This is a genomic window from Ehrlichia japonica (assembly GCF_000632845.1).
Lineage (GTDB): Bacteria > Pseudomonadota > Alphaproteobacteria > Rickettsiales > Anaplasmataceae > Ehrlichia > Ehrlichia japonica.
Genome location: NZ_CP007474.1, coordinates 327975 through 346547, shown reverse-complemented (window position 1 = coordinate 346547; position 18573 = coordinate 327975). Strand labels below are relative to the sequence as shown.

At 30.3% G+C, this 18573-nt stretch carries 12 protein-coding genes and 1 other RNA gene; 9 read left to right on the top strand and 4 right to left on the bottom strand.

Annotated features, from left to right (window positions below; translation table 11 throughout):
* Positions 1 to 119: 119 nt before the first annotated feature.
* Complete coding sequence (locus EHF_RS01385; protein WP_044194317.1) at positions 120 to 848, top strand: SDR family NAD(P)-dependent oxidoreductase; 729 nt, start codon at positions 120 to 122, stop codon at positions 846 to 848.
* 780 nt (positions 849 to 1628) lie between these two features.
* Here EHF_RS01385 and groL read toward each other — a convergent pair.
* Together groL and EHF_RS01375 are read right to left on the bottom strand one after the other, a co-directional pair.
* Complete coding sequence (gene groL / locus EHF_RS01380) at positions 1629 to 3281, bottom strand: chaperonin GroEL (protein WP_044194315.1); 1653 nt, start codon at positions 3279 to 3281, stop codon at positions 1629 to 1631.
* A gap of 102 nt (positions 3282 to 3383) precedes the next feature.
* Positions 3384 to 3668 carry a co-chaperone GroES gene (locus EHF_RS01375; protein ID WP_044194312.1) on the bottom strand — a complete coding sequence of 95 codons (285 nt, stop codon included), beginning with the start codon at positions 3666 to 3668 and terminating at the stop codon, positions 3384 to 3386.
* A 267-nt stretch (positions 3669 to 3935) separates the two neighbouring features.
* Here EHF_RS01375 and radC point away from each other — a divergent pair, with 267 nt between their 5' ends.
* Positions 3936 to 4628, top strand: coding sequence for a RadC family protein (radC, locus tag EHF_RS01370; protein ID WP_044194308.1), 693 nt, complete (start codon positions 3936 to 3938; stop codon positions 4626 to 4628).
* A gap of 545 nt (positions 4629 to 5173) precedes the next feature.
* Here the strand turns inward: radC and EHF_RS01365 are convergent.
* Positions 5174 to 5971, bottom strand: coding sequence for a phosphoribosylformylglycinamidine synthase subunit PurQ (locus EHF_RS01365; RefSeq protein ID WP_044194306.1), 798 nt, complete (start codon positions 5969 to 5971; stop codon positions 5174 to 5176).
* 712 nt (positions 5972 to 6683) lie between these two features.
* Between EHF_RS01365 and mnmG the strand changes: the two genes are divergently transcribed.
* Entirely contained in the window at positions 6684 to 8561 is a 1878-nt protein-coding gene (mnmG, locus tag EHF_RS01360; RefSeq protein WP_044194304.1) for a tRNA uridine-5-carboxymethylaminomethyl(34) synthesis enzyme MnmG, read from the top strand.
* Positions 8562 to 9076: 515 nt separating this feature from the next.
* Here the strand turns inward: mnmG and glpX are convergent.
* Positions 9077 to 10000 carry a class II fructose-bisphosphatase gene (gene glpX, locus EHF_RS01355; protein WP_044194302.1) on the bottom strand — a complete coding sequence of 308 codons (924 nt, stop codon included), beginning with the start codon at positions 9998 to 10000 and terminating at the stop codon, positions 9077 to 9079.
* A 319-nt stretch (positions 10001 to 10319) separates the two neighbouring features.
* On the opposite strand from glpX, the gene EHF_RS01350 reads away from it, so the two are divergent.
* The 6 genes from EHF_RS01350 (at position 10320) to EHF_RS01330 (ending at position 18110) form a co-directional block, all read left to right on the top strand.
* Positions 10320 to 10931, top strand: coding sequence for a murein hydrolase activator EnvC family protein (locus EHF_RS01350; protein ID WP_044194298.1), 612 nt, complete (start codon positions 10320 to 10322; stop codon positions 10929 to 10931).
* A 366-nt stretch (positions 10932 to 11297) separates the two neighbouring features.
* A complete protein-coding gene (locus EHF_RS01345) occupies positions 11298 to 11753 on the top strand; it encodes a PAS domain-containing protein (RefSeq protein ID WP_044194295.1) in 456 nt (151 codons plus the stop codon).
* A gap of 151 nt (positions 11754 to 11904) precedes the next feature.
* Positions 11905 to 12126, top strand: a complete 222-nt coding sequence (locus EHF_RS01340) for a hypothetical protein (RefSeq protein ID WP_044194292.1) — start codon at positions 11905 to 11907, stop codon at positions 12124 to 12126.
* On the top strand, positions 12123 to 13103 hold the full coding sequence (bioB, locus tag EHF_RS01335) for a biotin synthase BioB (RefSeq protein ID WP_044194289.1): 981 nt from the start codon (positions 12123 to 12125) through the stop codon (positions 13101 to 13103). The genes EHF_RS01340 and bioB overlap by 4 nt, the downstream gene beginning before the upstream one ends.
* A gap of 788 nt (positions 13104 to 13891) precedes the next feature.
* Positions 13892 to 14228: RNase P RNA component class A (gene rnpB, locus EHF_RS04540), an RNA gene on the top strand.
* An 843-nt stretch (positions 14229 to 15071) separates the two neighbouring features.
* Positions 15072 to 18110: a phosphoribosylformylglycinamidine synthase subunit PurL gene (locus EHF_RS01330; RefSeq protein WP_044194286.1), complete on the top strand. Its 3039-nt coding sequence runs from the start codon at positions 15072 to 15074 to the stop codon at positions 18108 to 18110.
* The last annotated feature ends 463 nt before the right edge of the window (positions 18111 to 18573 follow it).

Sequence of the window (18573 nt, the reverse complement as noted above, 5' to 3'; positions counted from 1 at the left end):
ATCAGATCTCTTAGTTAAGTAGCAACCTGACACCCGATATTCATGCGTTCCATTGTTTTACTTGCCAACTCAGTCGATACTGCTTATTATCTGAATATCAAAAAACAATAGGGTATTGTATGGAGAAACAATTAGCAGGTAAAGTAGCAATAATTACAGGTGCCTCTGGAAATGTGGGATCAGTTATTGCAAAAAGATTTGCTAAGGAAGGAGCTTGCCTTATTTTAGTAGCTAAAAATATTAATAAATTAAATGCTGTATATGATTCTATAAAAGAGTCAGGAGGTGATGCAATGTTAGCATCAGTTGACCTACAGGATTGTGATACAATAAAAGATTTTGCAATGTCCATAAGCAGCAAGTTTAAAAGCATAGATATATTAATATTAAACGCAGCTGTAGTAGGTGATCTTAGTCCTACACAAGACTACGAATATGATACATGGAAAAGGGTAATGGACATAAATTTTATAGCTAATTGGCATTTAATAAAATATTTCGACCCACTACTAAAACTTTCTTCAGCTGGCAGGGTAGTTGCTGTTACTTCTGAAGTCACACAATCACCATCCAGATATCCATATTGGAGCCCATATGCATCTAGTAAATCTGCCTTAGAAACAATGTTAAAAATATATGCTACAGAAACAAAGCACAGCAAATTATGTGTCAATATGGTATATCCGTCCCTAATGTATAGTGATATATATGCTCAAGCCCTCCCAATAAAAGAAGTTGCGCAATCAGCACTCCCAGAAAATTTTACTGATAAATTCATCGAATTATCATCTAACCAATGTAATGTAACAGGACAAATTTATAAACTAGGACCAGAAGATGAGTGCTAGTATTTTTATCTTCCAAAATTACATGTAGCACACTTTATAATAATTAAGATAAATATTTATCTCGCCAAATCAAGTTTGATATATATAACATAAAATTAAAAATCTATAATTGTAATTTACTTTATAACAATCAAGACAAACCAAAACTAGTGCCTTTATATATCCAAGCTGTTTTTAGCTTACAAGTGTAAGCATAGAAAATTCACAACTAAAAATTATCCTATTTTTTAATGATATTTATTTATCAACATACAAATTGACAAAAACAATTACTACTGATTATCTACTCTACAACAATGAATTAAAAAAAATATATATACATGCTTTACAACTTTACATAACGTAAACAAGAATACAAAGACAAACTAGCATCAAAACCAGTGCTTTATATAGCCAAACTATTTTAGTACTTACAAGCATGAGTATAGAAAATACACAACTAAAAATTATCCTATTTTTTAATGATATTTATTTACCAACATATAAATTGATAAAAACAATTACTACTGATTATCTATTCCACAGCAATGAATTAAAAAATAGAAATGCATTACAATTTTATAATATAATGTAAAACAAGGACATAAACACAATTATAAGATAACAAATTTAATTAATTAAGCCAAAATAAATAGTACTCATAACTATTATATAAATCACTACATTTACTATAGCAGGTTTTTTACTACCACATAACTAGGTATATGAAGAAAATGTAAAAAGAATGAGAGGGGTAAAAGTCTAAAAAACTTTCCCCTCATTAGTATATGAAAGATTACTTTAGAATCCTCCCATACCTCCCATGCCTCCCATTCCTCCAGCACCAGCATTAGTATCCTCTTTAGATGGAACATCCACTACAATAGCATTTAGAGTCATAAATACTGCTGCAAGGGATACAGCAAAATCAAATGCTATACGAACTACCTTAAGTGGATCAATAACCCCAGAAGTAAAAGCATTTGCAAAATTCATTGTATCAACATTAAAAATAAGCTGCTTATCATTTTGTTTTAACAAATGAGCAATAACACATGGTGCATTCTCTGATCCAGAGTTTTTAATGATACGTTTAATAGGAGCCTGTAAAGCACGCTTTACAATATTAATACCTAATTGTTCATCATCGTTTCTGCTTTTCAAATTTTCAAGAACTGACAATGTATATAACAACGCAGCACCACCTCCTGGCACAACACCTTCTTCAACAGCAGCTCTAGTTGCATGCAAAGCATCTTCAACACGGTCTTTACGCTCTTTAACTTCAACCTCACTAGACCCACCAACCTTTAAGACAGCAACACCACCTGATAGCTTAGCCAAACGTTCTCTTAACTTTTCTTTGTCATAATCTGAAGTAGAAGCTTCAATTTGCATTTTAATCTGATTAATTCTACTTTGTACATTAGTAGAACTATTATCTACACTACCAATAATAGTAGTAGTATCTTTTGTAATACGTATATTTTTAGCAGTACCTAATTCAGCTAAAGTTAAATCTTCCATCTTTATTGCAAGATCATCACTTATTACATGCTTAGCTCCAGTTAAAATAGCAATATCACCCAACATATCTTTTCTTCTATCACCAAACCCTGGTGCTTTAACTGCTGCTACATGTAATCCACCACGCAATTTATTCAAAACAAGAGTACTAAGAGCTTCACCTTCTACATCTTCTGCAATAATTAAAAGAGGTCTTCCTGATCTAGCCACATTTTCTAAAATTGGTAATATAGGTTGTATTATATTAAGTTTTTTCTCTGTTAGTAAGATATAAGGATTTTCAAATTCCACTAACATCTTCTCTGAGTTAGTTACAAAATAAGGAGAAAGATAACCACGATCAAACTGCATACCATCAGTTTTTTCAACATCCAGTTCTTTGAAGCCTTTGCTTTCTTCAACTGTAATAACTCCATCTTTACCAACTTCTTGAACACATTGGGCAATTTTACTACCTATGTTCTTATCTCCATTAGCTGAAATAGTAGCAACTTGAGCAATTTCCTCTTCAGATAATATTTCACGCTTCATAGACATTAATGCTTCTAGCACAGCTTCTTTAGCTTTCAATACACCTTCTTTAATACATACAATATCTGCCCCAGCAGCTTTAGCTTTAGATACTTCTTCTATAACTTTTGCAGTTAAAATAGAACATGTAGTTGTTCCATCACCAACTTTATCATTACATTGAGAAGCACTTTGAGTAATTATATTAGCAATAGCAAGAGCCAATGGATCCTCTGGCTTTATACTTTTAATAACTTTATATCCATCTTTTGTAATCTCTGGAGCCCCATAAGATTTACTAATAGCTACAGTAAGTCCTTTAGGTCCAGCCGTACATCCTACAGCATCTTCTAAAATACGAACAACTTCTCTAATCGATTTATCGAGTTGTTCACCAGTTACAACTACATTTGCCATGTCATTTAATCTCCGTTTAATAAAAAATTAACTAAAACTACTTATACTTAGGCTATTACAAAAAAATACATGTATAGCATGATTAAAAAATCGACGTAATAACTATGCTTCCTTTGCAATTATATCGCTTTCTTTCATAACTATATATTTTTTATCATAGAATTCAATTTCATTGCCAGCCCACTGGCGGTAAAGAATTACATCACCTACTTTAATAGCCATAGGAATAATGTTACCATTATTATTGTATAGACCTGGGCCAACAGCTACAACTTTCCCTTTAGTAGGTTTTTTCTTTGCTGAATCAGGAAGCTGTATAGGAGAACTACTATTACTATCCTCCAAAGCCTCAATCAACACATTGTCATGTAACATACTTAGATTCATACACTACCCTCTGTAAAAAATAAATTATCAGTAGCATTAGATACTACTAGCTAAGATCATATATAATATCAAGAAATCTAATTTCAAGTATCAACTAATAATTTTATAAAACATATTACACAAATTTTCACAAGCTTAGAACTTTATACAATCATAGCAAAGTTTATTATATCAATTTTGCAACATTTTGTATAATACATAAAAAATTAATTGACTTGATACTTAAAACACCACGATATTTAAATAGTTAATTCTTTAAACAAGTTCATGAACATTAAGGATGAACATAAAAAACAACAAGCTGGACATAGAAAAAGATTAAGACAAAAATTGCTATCTGGAGGAAAAAAAGGGCTATTGGATTACGAAATTCTAGAATTAATATTATGCTCTGCACACCCAAGAAAAGATGTAAAACCTATCGCCAAAAGACTAATTAAACATTTTGGTACTTTCGCAAAAGTCTTTTTCGCTGACTTTAACCAATTAAAAGAAGTATCTGGTATAGGAGAAGTTTCAGTATCAGCAATTTTTTGTATTAGAGAAACACTAGATAGAATTTTGCGTGGGAATATTGATAATGGAACAATTATAAACCAATGGCAAAAATTAATAGAATATCTCAGAATAAAGATAGGTAATGGCAGTATAGAAAATTTTCACATATTATATCTAAATACAAAATACAAACTTCTTGCAGATGAAACTCAGGATGTAGGCACTGTCAACCAAACTCCTCTCTATATAAGAGAAGTAATAAAGAAATCTTTATTTCTAGGAGCTACATCTATTGTCATTGCTCACAATCATCCAAGTGGAGATGCTAAGCCTTCTAAAGAAGACATTGAAATTACCAACCAACTTGTTAGAGCATGTAATGACGTAGGAATAACACTAATAGACCATATAATTGTTACATCTAATGCTCACTATAGCTTTAAAACTCATAACCTACTATAATAATTTACATATTTAAAATACAGAAATTCACCATCAGTGAATTTTCTTAACAATCTTTTAACTCAAGAATACAATACACCTTGAGCCAAGTTATCACACTTCTCAATGCCGTTCTCACAAATATTGAATTATCTAGATAAAAACACTTCTAAAAAGATAATTAATTAAAATCAACAAATGTATGAATATTTATGATATACCTACTCACAGCTTATGATGCATTTATCACAACTCATATAACTAATTATTATAGTATACAACATAGAGAACAATAACTTAAAACAATACAAATCATAAACTCAATGCAACTTAATAATATTAAAACTTATAAAATTCTCCTTACATTATTTTACAATTCGCAAGAATATTTCACAACATTCAAAAAATTTCTCACATCTCTAGTTAAAGAAAACGCATCCATTAATCCCATGAAAGTTTACCAGACTCATATTGTGCAGCACCTAAACATAGAGAAAATATCTTACAAATTGTAAATCTAATAAAACTCAATAATATTAAAATTTACAAATTTTTTTCACATTATTTTACAATTCACAAAAATATCTCACAGCATTGCAAAAAATTTTCATGCCATCCCCATAAGTAGGATAAGCAATATTAGATCTCAAACATTGTTCTTTCACCTGCGTCCAATTATCCTGCTGTGTAAAAAATATCACTCTTTCTGGATGTGGCATCATAGCTAACACTCTCCCACTATTATCAGAAAGTGCAGCAATATCAGCAACTGAACCATTGGGGTTATAAGGAAATTCTTGATTGGCATAATTACCCGTACTTGTAACATACCTCAATGCAATATTCTTCTCAATAGAGGAAATTACAGAATCACTTTCTACAAAAAACCTCCCCTCTCCATGTGCAACTGGAATATATAGTTCACTTAATCCTTCTAACCATAGCGAATTACTTGACGGATTTACTTTCACTTTTACCCATCTACACTGATATTGTTGAATAGAATTACTTAAAAGGGTAATAGGTGAGAAATCTGATATCAATCTCATCAGTATTTGACACCCATTACATATACCCATTACTAACTTATCACCAGTTAGAAATTCTGATATTTCCTCTCTCAAATTATTAAAAATTCTTAATGCAAATGCATTTCCAGCACCAGTATCATCACCATAGGAAAAACCTCCAGGAATCACAAGTATATTATAATTTTTTAATAATTTAGGATATGATATTACTTCATTAATATGTACTATTTTCCCTTGCACATCACATGACAATAATTCCCCAGCCTTAGCAAAAGCAAATAGGGTTTCTTCCTCACAATTTAACCCATATCCAGATAATACAATTACTTTCATCTCTTTATAAAAATATACAAACCACTAACTTAACATAAAAAGTAAATACTTAAACCTGATTTATTATAAATGATATCAACAATCCTATAAACATCAGATATAACAATAATATCCATCAATCACATTGATATTAAGCTTATTTACATTGATCTACTCTTATATAATCAACCCATATTAATCTACTAAAACAATATGTATATAATAAACCTTATACAAACAAATATATCTATACATACTTTAAATGAATCAATATATCTGAGCACAACTTAACAAAACACAAAACAATGCTCCAAGCATAAATGACATCACACTATTACATCAGTAAAAAACTTATTTACATTGATCTACTCTTATATAATCAACCCATATTAATCTACTAAAACAATATGTATATAATAAACCTTATACAAACAAATATATCTATACATACTTTAGATGAATCAATATACCTGAGCACAACTTAACAAAACACAAAACAATGCTCCAAGCATAAATGACATCACACTATTACATCAGTAAAAAACTTATTTACTCAGTATACATTAAGAATATAAGACAAGAAAAATATAAGCCAATAATACTACACTATGTATTAAAGAGATACCTCTTACTATCTTTACTAATTTATAACTAATAGTGTAACTTTGTTGACAATTTTAACAAAATCACTACCATTAACCTTAGTTGTTCAACATATTATTACACTGCTTGTATGAATCATTATGATGTAGTAGTTATAGGAGGAGGTCATGCAGGGTGTGAAGCAGCTGCAGCTGCAGCTCGCATTGGTGCAAAGACCTTGTTAATTACACATTCCATATCAACAATTGGAGAAATGTCATGTAACCCAGCTATTGGAGGAATTGCAAAAGGCACTGTAGTTAGAGAAGTCGATGCCTTGGATGGTTTGATGGGAAAAGTAATAGATAAGGCTAGTATCAATTCCAATATATTAAATAGGAGCAAAGGACCAGCAGTATGGGGACCAAGAGCACAAGCAGACAGAAAAATATACAAAGACACTATGCAGGATATCATACTAAACTATCCAAATTTAACAGTGTTAGAAGCATCAGTAGAAGATTTTTTGGTAACAGAAGAGAATGGACAATCCAGTATCGAAGCTGTCATTACATCTGATCAACAAGCTATATATACAAAAAAACTAATATTAACTACTGGTACATTTTTACAAGGAACTATCCACATAGGAAGTTATGCTACTCCAGCAGGTAGATTCGGAGAACAACCTTCTATTGGCTTAGCAAAAACATTGGAAAAATACCATTTTAAATTAGGTCGTTTACGCACTGGCACACCACCAAGACTTGATATAAATAGTATAAATTTTTCAGGATTACTAGAGCAAAAGGGGGATATTAACCCATCACCTTTTTCTTATATGTCACAATCAATAGATCTACCACAAATTTCATGCTATTTAACTGCAACTAATACTAAAACCCATGAAGTAATAAAAAATAACTTACATAGAGCAGCAGCAAGTAATTTATTAAAAGACATAAAAGCTCCTAGATACTGTCCTTCAATAGAAGAAAAAGTAAGAAGATTTTCAGAACGCAATAGCCATCAAGTATTCTTAGAACCAGAAGGCCTAAATTCTGAGATTATCTATCCTAACGGGATCACTACTTCATCTCCACTTGATGTACAATATGAAATGCTAAAGACTATACCAGGATTAGAAAACGTCAACATAATTAGAAGTGGTTATAGTGTCGAGTATAATTTCATTGACCCTAGAGAATTATATCATACTCTTGAGACAAAAAAAATAAGTGGGTTATACTTTGCAGGACAAATAAATGGTACTACTGGATATGAGGAAGCAGCTGGACAAGGAATCATAGCTGGGATTAATGCAGCATTATCTCTCAATTCAAAGTATGAGCCTTTTATATTAAAAAGAAGTGATGCATATATTGGTGTGATGATAGACGACTTAGTTACATTAGGAACATCTGAACCATATAGACTTTTCACATCCAGAGCAGAATATAGATTAAGGTTACGCTCTGACAATGCGGATTTACGTTTAACAGAATTGGGTTACAAAATATCAGTAGTATCATCTAAAAGACACTCTGTTTTAAAGAATAAAAAACAGGAAATAGAGACCTTAACAAATATTTTAAAAAATATTGTAACAACCCCTGCACAGCTTGCTAGACATAATATATCAATATCTCAAGATGGAGTAAGAAGGAGCATTTTCGATCTTCTAAGTCATCCAAACATAAATATAGGAATTATCTCAAAAATGTGCAATGCAATAAAAGAATTTAATAAAGATATTGCAGAACAAGTAGAAATAGAAGCAAAATACTCACCTTATTTCAGAAGACAAGATGCAGATATAAAAGCCTTTATAGAAGAAGAAAACACACATATTCCAAACAATATAGATTTTTCACAGATTTATGGATTATCAAAAGAAATTCAAGAAAAATTAGAGTATGTAAAGCCACCTTCTATTGGCTCTGCAAGACGTATACCTGGAGTAACTCCAGCAGCAATTACTAATATTCTTATTTATTTACGCTGTTATAAAAGTAAAAGGATTTCATAAATGATTTACTTAAACATTAAATAAAACTACACATAACAACATGTTAAGTACGTGTAATGTTTCCATTATTAACTATCATTAATATAATTAAACACTATGTATGTATCACAATATAAAAGATCACCTAGAAAAACTTTACATATTACCAACAAGAAAACACTCATGATTCAATGACATTTTATTTTTACTAAAAAAAGATGTGACACATCAAGTAACAGACATTTTGATACATAATTAAAAACAATCTAATTTTCCAGTAGTACCATTAATATACATAATACTAGCTGGTCTAATGATTATAGACTCCATAATAAAAGATCTATATGAACACCTAATACCTTGAACCAAAGTACTATCAGTAATACCAGTAGCTACAAAAATTGCCTCAGACTCATTTCTTCTATAGAATAAATTTTATTTATATCTGGATAAAATAATTACACATGTTCTTTCCATAGAAAAAACTTTATAAATTTACACAAAGTTCTATGCTACTTATAAAAATAATCTAACTCTTATACTTCAGGTATAGTATTATTAATATACATAATACTAGCTGGCCTAATGATTATAGACTCCATAACAAAAGATCTATGTGAACACCTAATACCTTGAACCAAAGTACTATCAGTAATCCCAGTAGCTACAAAAATTGCCTCAGACTTTATCATTTCTTCTATAGAATAAATTTTATTTATATCTTTAATTCCAAATTTTTCTGCTCTTGCCTTCAAATACTCTGTATCAAAGATCAGTTTACCTTCCATGTATCCACCCATTGATAATAAAGCAGATGCTGCAAGTACACCTTCTGGAGCTCCTCCAATTCCAACATATAAATCATGAACACCTTTCACCAGTGATACTACAGCTGAAATATCTCCATCATCTATAAGTTTTATATGAGCCCCACACTCTCTAATGCTCTTAATTAATTCCAAATGCCTTTCTCTATATAAAACAGTTACAACTAATTCATCTACTTTACATTTTTTCACTTCAGCTAAATTATATAAATTTGTTTTTATATCATATTTTAGAGATACTGCATCTCTAGGTACATTAGGACCTACAGCAATCTTTTCCATGTAAACATCAGGAGCATTCAAGAACCCACCTCTCTTTGCTATTGCAAGAACAGACATAGCCCCATTTTTATAATGAGCACACATAGTAGTACCTTCAAGTGGATCAAGGGCAATATCAACATCAATTCCACCAGAACCTACTTTTTCTCCAATATATAGCATAGGAGCATTGTCTCTCTCTCCTTCTCCAATAACAACAGTCCCATTAATTTTCAATGAATTCAATGACTTTCGCATAGCATCAACAGCAACACGATCTGCCTCTTTTTCATTTCCTGCACCAAGATACTTATAAGATGCTAAAGCTGCAGCCTCAGTAACTGACAATAACTTAAATCCTAAATCTTGCATTATTAAAATCCATATAGCTATAATAAAAACACATCATAATACTATAAACATACTTATAGCAAACTATCATACTATTTTTCTATACTATAATTAATATCAACACATAACTAGATAAACTGACAACAAATCAATAAGTAAACAAGTATTAAAGCAATTAATTTAATAAAAAACACTTTAAAAATACACAAAAGTTTTTACAACAATTACTTTCAAGAAGCAATTACCAATTAAAATAAATTTTGCATTGCCAAATTCATACAACAGAATAATATATTAGATTTAATAGTATTAATAAACACTCAGTATACCATAGGTACATGTGACAATAAGAAAAACACTATTGATTGCCCTATTATGCTTCGGTTGTACACAAAAACCAGCTCCTTATTTCTTAAGAGGAGAAGAATTTCATGGTAAAAAAGAATTAGATGATACCAATGAATATCAATTCATAAAGTATGATGCTAAAAAAGGCGAAAATATAGAATCACATCCAATCCAAGACGCTTATAAAGTAAATCAAGAAATGAAAGCTATTGATAAAAGCTGCAATTTTACTATGCCTATAGAAGGTATAATAACGTCAAAATTTTCCATAAATAATCAAGATAAGAATTGTCAAGAGGGAATTAATATAAAATCTAATGGAGATCAACAAGTTAAAGCATCATCTGCTGGAAAAATACTATACGTAGGTAAAGGACCAAAGTGGTATGGCAATATGATAATAATAGAGCACAACAAAAACACAACAACTACATATTCTTATCTAGATAGTATAGATGTAAAAATAGGTGATAAAGTAACACAAGGTCAAATTATAGGACATATCAAAAGTACTAACCCTCAAAAAAACAAATCATATCTATGTTTTGCTATGCGCAAACGTGGAAAGGCAGTAAACCCATTATTATATATCAATTGCAAGTAATTTAAGAAAAGTTCACAGTAGTCAACAATTTTTTCACTAAAACCTGTTACCATATAAATCAGCTAGTAATATATTGTAGTCACATAAAGTATCTACTAGCTGCAACTCAACAATTGGAAAATCAATTTAGAAACACACAAAAAAAGAGATATTTCATGTATATTAAAACAATTGACTAAATAATTTTTCACTATCAACTCATCAAAGTGTTAAGTTATTGCTTCTTTTAAAACATTATACAAAAATACATTATTACATTAGAGCTAATATACATAGATTGCAATTAAATAAAAATTAGAACAAGTAAGAAAAAATAAAGACATTTACTGTAAATTTTTCATGTTCATCATAAGATCAAGGTTATAGATGTCAGAATATGTATCAGAAAGAAGAGCAATAAAAATACTACTTGCATATTGGAATCAGTTATGCAACAACAGAGCATTTCCTCAGCTAGAGGAAATTGAACAAGAAGAAATCAGAGAAATTTGGCCTAACTGTTTTATTATTGAAGTAAGAAATGATACAGAGCATCAAAAGTACAGCTGCATTTATATTGGAGAAAGAGCTATGGAGCTGTATCAGTCAAATATTAAGGTTTATGCTGAATCACAAAATATTAAGCTTTTTTTCCCACAAGTTATAGAAAATTTATTTGATTATTTAGAATCAATCGTAGAAAATCAAGAACCGATCATAGATGAATCAGAAACTGAAAGTGCTGATGGAAATTACATAAAAATAAGACAGTGTCTACTACCTATTGGTAAAAATAATGAAGTAACCCACATAATAGGAGTAATAGGAGGAAAAATATACTGAAATGATCGTTACATAAAAACTCATAATCAGTACCGTAGATTATCAAAATATTTAAAAAATTAGTTGACCGTTTTACTAAAATTGAATAGCATAACCTAACCTAATGAGAATAAAACGTTTATAGATTTCTTTAGTTATAGGCAGGTGTTTTATGAGATTTTTTCTACATGATATCTCAAGAATAAGCGTGTCACTCTTTGGGGTAGCCATAGGTACACTTGGTGTTGCTAATAAGGCAGTTAAAAAGTGTTTATCTGCGTACTTAAGAAACAATGGTTTTGTCAGTCAAGATGAATTTAACGCTTTAAATAATTCTGTCAAAGAAATAGCATCAAAACAAAATAAAATTGAAGAACAGTTATCACAAAAATGAGTACATGCACTTCAGTAAGAAACAATTGGCAATTAGATGAAATATTAGAACTTTTTAATACTCCATTTAATGATTTGATATTACAGTCTCATTTAATACATAGGCAATTTTTTAACAATAACGAGGTACAAGTTGCTGCGCTATTAAGTATTAAAACCGGTGGTTGTCCAGAAAATTGCAGGTATTGCTCGCAAAGTGCACATTATAAGACAGGGTTACAAAAAGAATCTTTACTTGATATTGAATCCATAAAAAAAGCTATACAAACAGCTAAAAATAACGGAGCAGATAGGTTTTGCTTTGCAGCAGCATGGCGTCAATTAAGAAACAGAGATATAGAGTACATTTGCAATATTATCGAGCTAATAAAAAGTGAAAAACTAGAGAGCTGTGCTTCCCTAGGTATGGTAACTTTAGACCAAGCAAAGAAATTAAAAGATGCAGGTCTAGATTTTTATAATCATAACATTGATACATCACGTGATTTTTATCATAATGTAACTACTACACGTAATTACGATGATAGGTTAACTAGCTTGAATAATATACATGAAGCAGGAATCAACATATGCTCTGGAGGCATTTTAGGTCTTGGTGAAAGTGTTGAAGATAGAGCCAAGATGCTATTAACTTTAGCAAATTTAAAGCAACATCCACGTTCTGTACCTATTAATAGATTAGTTCCAATAAAAGGAACACCTTTTGAAAGTAACAGCAAAATAGACAACATAGATTTTATAAGAGTTATAGCTGTAGCACGCATTTTAATGCCAAAATCATATATACGTCTTGCTGCAGGACGAGGAGATATGTCAGAAGAAATGCAAGTATTATGTTTATTTGCAGGAGCAAATTCTATATTTTGTGGAGAGAAGTTATTAACAACTCCTAACTCTGATTGTAACAATGATAAAAATCTTTTATCCAAGCTTGGAGTAAAGACAAAAGCACCTGTACTTTTCAAGTCACAAAATTAATCATTCACTTAATACAACTACATATGTGAAACTACAGAAAGACCTATACTTTATCAAATTATTTACAACTTCCAACACTCAACTGCAACAACGATACAAAACCATTGGCACAGCTTCAAATCTACATTCTTTTAAATTTACAAAATTAATCATTTACTTAATATAACTAAATATGTGAAACTACAGAAAGACCTATACTTTAGTCAAATTACTTACAACTCTTAAATATTCAAGCGCAACAACAATACAAAACTATTGCCACAACTCCAAATCTACATTCTTTTAAATCTACAAAATTAACCATTTACTTAATATAACTAAATATGTAGAACTACAGAAAGACCTATACTTTAGTCAAATTACTTACAACTTCCAACACTCAACTGCAACAATGATACAAAACCATTGGCACAGCTTCAAATCTACATTCTTTTAAATTTACAAAATTAATCATTTACTTAATATAACTAAATATGTGAAACTACAGAAAGACCTATACTTTAGTCAAATTACTTACAACTCTTAAATATTCAAGCGCAACAACAATACAAAACTATTGCCACAACTCCAAATCTACATTCTTTTAAATCTACAAAATTAACCATTTACTTAATATAACTAAATATGTAGAACTACAGAAAGACCTATACTTTAGTCAAATTACTTACAACTTCCAACACTCAACTGCAACAATGATACAAAACTATTGGCACAGCTTCAAATCTACATTCTTTTAAATTTACAAAATTAATCATTTACTTAATACAATTAGAAATTATAATAGCTTGTCAGGTAAAAGAGTAGTTGCTGTATTATAGAATACAGAGGAAAGTCCGGACTCCAAGGGAAAATGGTGACAGGTAATCCCTGTCGGAGGTGACTCCAGGTAAGGGCTACAGAAAATAACCGCCTTGTTTCAAGGTAAGGGTGAAAAGGTGTGGTAAGAGCACACCGTACTTATGGTAACATATAGTAGCTAGGCAACCACCACCAGGAGCAAGACTAAGAGGAGGTATTGTGCTTTTCCCTCACAATTACCCAGGTGAGTCGCGTGAGGTAGATAGTGATGTCTATCCCAGATGAATAACTACATAAACAGAATCCGGCTTATTTTTACCTGGCAAACTGTAAAAATGCTATTCACTATAAACTACACCTAACTTAACAAAATCAAATAATTAAAACTATGTTTTTTTATTTATGACAAAATAATTGAAATTACTACATATCTATTTTATATTCAATACCCATACACTATAAGATTAATATTCATTTCAGATGAATAATTACAAACAAACTTCAACTCAGTTTTACCTAGTAAATATAAAAAACACTCTCTACCACATTGCTATACAAAGTTAAATACATTAAAATTATGTCCTTTTCTGTATTAAACATTTACACACTGTAAAATCATAGATAGCACAAACTTGATAATGTGATTACAATACAAAACCTACTATAACCCCAAATATACAATAATAAAGACCTATCTTATATAAAAGCTAATTCAAGATCTAGCTCTTTATTAGGATAAAAGATTAAGAAATATGAAATAATTTCCACACATATATTAATAGTTCCATACTATAAAAAGTACTAAAATTACGCAAAGACACTTATCCTGCAACTATACATGTTCCCTCACGATATTGATAGATGACTTAAACATTATAATTCCTTTACTTTAACTCTTCATAATAAGATCACTTATTGCCTCTTATTATTCATAATATACTTCAATTATTTCTAATTTTACAAAATCATTACTTTAATAATACTGATAGATTATCAACTAAAATATTAATAATCCTTTACTTAAACTCTAAACACAGGGATAAATCTCACAATAGTATCATTTTATTACTTACTGTAATTATGAATAATTACTAGAAGCATTAATAATATATTTGAAATTACCCCTAATTATTATACAGTGTAAACATATTACTTAATCAACAATTAGTCATGATTATACGTATTGGCATAGCAGATAAAGTACTACCAGAAAACTACACGAGCAATGATGTTACGGTTTACACAATAAATGTTCAACATAATTTAGACTCAGCAATTATTAATAAAATAGGCTCTGTGCTAACCAATCCAATAACACAACAATTCTTTGCTTTCATATATGATAATATAGAGCTGAATTATAAAGAAGTAACCACTAATACTAATTATAATCTACTTAATACTTTCAAAGCGGACTGGTCATTAGAGAGATGTTTCTTACCTAGAGTCACTGATAATGTTGGTAATACTACCAAATGCATAATAAATGAAATGCTAGAATATAAAACAGCAGTAGATGTATTCACTTCCAAAGTTACATTTGGACAAGGACCCATACCACAAGAAGAAGACATACTTAAACTATTTAATCCGTTAATAGAGTACTATAAATTATCTTTTGCAAAAGGAGGAGCATTTAAAGTAAGATTCTTTGGAAATAAACAGATATCGAATCTAAATAATATATATACTGACTCTTCTACACATAACAGTATATTTCTAATCCCATATATTAAGTATGAAGACCTTTTTCCACAAGATAAAAAACAAGACACATATGTGACTTCTATAGATCTAAATATTCAAGATCATGAATTAATACAAATCAGTAGACATGGAATTAATGGTCGAGGAGCCTTAAATCTATCATTAGAAGCAATGCAGGCTATTCAGGTATACTTTAAAAAAATTCAACGTAATCCTAATGATATTGAACTTGAAACATTAGCACAAACTTGGTCAGAACATTGTAAACATAATATCTTTTCCTCTCCTATAGATGAAATTACAGATGGGCTTTACAAGCACTACATAAAACGTGCAACATATGAAATAAACTCAGAAATATGTATATCCACATTTTCTGATAATGCAGGAGCAATAGTATTTGATGATGATTTTATTATTGCAGATAAAGTAGAAACACATAACAGTCCATCAGCACTTGATCCATTTGGAGGAGCAATTACTGGAATATTAGGAGTAAATAGAGATATAATTGGATTTGGTAAAGGAGCAAAACCAATACTAAATGCCTACTATTTTTGCTTTTCCGAATCAGATGAAGAATTATATAGGGATAAATCCTGCACAGTAAAAACATTGTCATCTAATACAATAATGGACGGAGTAATAAAAGGTGTAAATTCTGGTGGAAATTGCTCTGGGATACCAACAAGCTTAGGATCTGTGTACTTTGATGACAGATTTTGTAGTAAACCATTAGTTTTTGTAGGATGCACTGGTATTATGCCACGTATAATTAACAACTCACTATCACATTTAAAAAGTCCTCACAATGGAGACTATATAGTTATAGCAGGAGGTAGAACAGGAAAAGATGGAATACATGGTGCTACCTTCTCATCTAACGCGTTAACTGAACATAACAGCAATAGTACAGCAGTACAAATAGGAGACCCTATTACTCAAAAAAAGCTATCTGATGCAATAATTAAAGAAGCACGAGATCTAGGTTTATACAATGCAATAACTGATAATGGGGCTGGCGGACTATCTTCTTCTGTAGGAGAAATGGGTCACAATGGGTTTACAGTAGAACTGGATAAAGTGTTACTTAAACATGACAATATGTTACCCTGGGAGATTTGGGTTTCAGAATCTCAAGAAAGGATAACTTTTGCTGTTTCTCCTAGCAAATTTCCAACATTTGAAAAAGTAATGAAAAAACATGATGTTGAAATTAGTATCATTGGAGAATTCAACAACAGTAATAAGGCTGTAGTACTATATAATGGATCCATTATTATGGATATAGACGTAGATTTTTTGCACAATGGTGTTCCGAAAACCCACTTACAAACTAGCCCATGGCTAAAAACCACAGAATCAATACCAATACCTCACCAAAAGTGCGATAAACCATTAGAAATTGAGTTAAATGAGATTGTACAAAGAATGAACATATGTAGTAAAGAATTCATATCCCTACAATATGATCACGAAGTACAAGGCACATCTGTAATCAAACCTATTCAAGGTATAGGAAGAGTAAACGGAGATGCAATAGTTATTAGACCAATATTATCATCAAAAAGAGGAATAGTAAAATCGCATGGATTAGGGTCAAGTTATGGAGAAATAAGCACATATCACATGGCAGCTTGTGCAATAGATACTGCTATACGCAATTATGTTACAATAGGAGGAAATTTTAACCACTTAGCATTATTAGATAACTTCTGTTGGTGTGATTCAACAAACCCACAACGATTATGGCAGTTAAAAAATGCAGCACGAGCATGTTATGACTATGCCACAGCATTTAGAACACCTTTTATTTCTGGTAAAGATAGCATGTTTAATGATTTTAAAGGATATAATAGTAAAGGAGAACAAATTAACATTTCGGCTCCACCTTCACTTTTAATTTCTACTCTTGGAATCATAGAAAATATAGAGAATGCTGTAACACTTGATGTGAAAAGTCCAGGAGATTTAATATACATACTAGGTACAACTTATGATGAGCTTGGAGGTTCTGAATATCAAAAATATAGCGGCATAGAAAATAATAATGTACCACAAGTACATGCTGAACATGCTAAAAAATTATATACATCTTATAATAAGGCTATCAATGCAAATCTTATAGCATCAGCAATTGCAGTCAACTTAGGCGGAATGATAATAAGCTTAGTAAAATCACTTATTGGAGGACAACTTGGAGCCGAAATTAGTTTATCATCAATACCAACATGCAATATTAAGAATAACGATTTAAAAGAAAAAGTTATTTTATTTTCAGAATCACAAAGCAGGATTTTAGTAACAATAGGGAAACATAACAAGCAAGAATTTGAAGCAATATTCAAAGAAATTCCACATGCAAATATAGGTAAGATAACCTCTACAAATATCCTTATGATAGAAGATATGTATTCCATTGATTTAAACACACTTGAACAGAGTTATAAGAAATTCAGTAATATGAAAATACAATCATATAAAAATGTGGCAAACACCTAATATATTACACAGCATAAAATATCTTTATAAAAAAACATAATAATGTAAGTATTTTATGAAATAGCCATATATCAAATTTAACCTTACTATTTGTATATAAACTGTAAGTGCAAAACAAAATAAAGAGTCATACAGTCAACAAAGAAAAAACTTCCTTTATGTAACTATAACAAATCAATGTTAGCCAGTAATAAAGTCATATTACATATGAGTAAAATACATTAATAAAAAAATGATACTTATTCGTATTAAGCCCATTGATCATTGTATATCTTTAATTTACATACAGCACTTTGATATACTAATTAACATATCAAACACTATCCATAGTGAAACACATACATAAATAACATAATTAAAAATCAATCATATTACCACAATATCCCATAGTCTTAAATCTACACAACACTTCGATACACTAATTAACATATAAAAAAACTATCACAATACGAAACATATGCTA